Source organism: Salirhabdus salicampi, from assembly GCF_024259515.1.
GTDB lineage: Bacteria > Bacillota > Bacilli > Bacillales > Alkalibacillaceae > Salirhabdus_A > Salirhabdus_A salicampi.
Genome location: NZ_JANBWE010000004.1, coordinates 65782 through 67493, shown reverse-complemented (window position 1 = coordinate 67493; position 1712 = coordinate 65782). Strand labels below are relative to the sequence as shown.

The window sequence follows — 1712 nt, the reverse complement described above, 5'->3', positions numbered from 1 at the left end:
CTCCACTGTATTTGCGTCTTCTACGTTTCCGGCTTTGTCTACACTATAGAAAGATACTTCGTTAACTCCTTCTTCTGTTACAACAAAGCTTGTTCCTTCTTTAAATTCAGAACCGTTTACTGAGTAGAATGTCTTGTCTACACCACTTTTATCATCAGTAGCGGTTAAATCCACCATAAATTGATCATTTAACCACTCTTCTGTAATGTTAGATTCTGTTACAGGAGGAGTAATGTCACTAATGATTTCAACTTCTACTGTGTTCGAATTCTTAGATTCCCCAAAGCGTGAATGTACTGCAGTCACAACATATTGATGTGTACCATCCTCTATGTCTTTTACATAATAAGACGTACGATCAGTAGTATCAATAAGGTGTAGTTCTTCATTAATGACTTCATAAACGTAATACTCGTTAATATTATTAATCTCATCCCAAGATAATAGTGCATTATTATCTGTTACAGATTTCAACATTAATTCTGGTGCTTCTACCTCTGGAAAATCAATGCTCACTTCTTCAATAGCACCATTTGACTCGCCAAAACGATCACTTATAGCTGTAACCTCGTAGGTGTAATTTCCCTCGGGCAAAGCTTTAATATAGTAATTTGTATATTTTGCTTCCCGTTCCTCAAGAAGAGTTTTTATTCCTTCTTCTACATGATAGATTTTGTAAGCATCTGCGTATTCTACCTCATCCCAGCCCAATATAACGTCATTTCCATTACGAATTACATGCTTTAAATTTATTGGTTTCTGCATTTCAGGATAGACAACATCAAACGTTAACGTTGCTACCTCGCTGGACTCGCCAAATCGTTCGCTCGTAGAGGTTACTTCGTATGTGTAACTTCCTTCTGGAAGATCACGGAAATAGTAACTTGTATACTTGGATTCACGCTCGTCAACTAGAGTTCGTTCTCCGTCATTTACTTGATAAATTTTATAAGTATTCGCATATTCTACCTCGTCCCAGCGCAGTAGATAATCGTTACCATTTCGAATAAGGTAACTTAAATTTCCTGGTTCTACCATTTCTGGATGAATAACATCAAATGTGACCGTTGCTGCCTCACTTGACTCACCAAATCGTTCACTTACAGAGGTTACTTCATATGTGTAACTTGCTTCTGGAAGATCACGGAAATAGTAACTTGTATATTTTGCTTCGCGCTCATCTATGAGAGTTCGCTCCCCATCTTCCACTTGATATATCTTGAACGTATCAGCATATTCTACTTCGTCCCAGCGTAGTAGATAATCGTTACCATTTCGAATAAGGTAACTTAAATTTTCTGGTTCTACCATCTCTGGATGAATAACATCAAATGTGACCGTTGCTGCCTCACTTGACTCACCAAATCGTTCACTTACAGAGGTTACTTCATATGTGTAACTTCCTTCTGGAAGTTCGCGGAAGTAATAGTTTGTATACTTTGCTTCGCGCTCATCTATGAGAGTTCGTTCCCCGTCTTCCACTTGATATATCTTGAACGTATCAGCATATTCCACTTCGTCCCAGCGTAGTAGATAATCGTTACCATTTCGAATAAGGTAACTTAAATTTTCTGGTTCTACCATTTCTGGATGAATAACATCAAATGTGACCGTTGCTGCCTCACTTGACTCACCAAATCGTTCACTTACAGAGGTTACTTCATATGTGTAACTTCCTTCTGGAAGTTCGCGGAAGTAATAGTTTGTATACT

The 1712-nt window shown here is 38.0% G+C and carries 1 protein-coding gene; it reads right to left on the bottom strand.

The window, feature by feature from the left end:
- Nucleotides 1–1712 (bottom strand): OmpL47-type beta-barrel domain-containing protein (locus NLW78_RS12240; RefSeq protein WP_437181973.1); only part of this gene is annotated, 1712 nt, incomplete at both ends.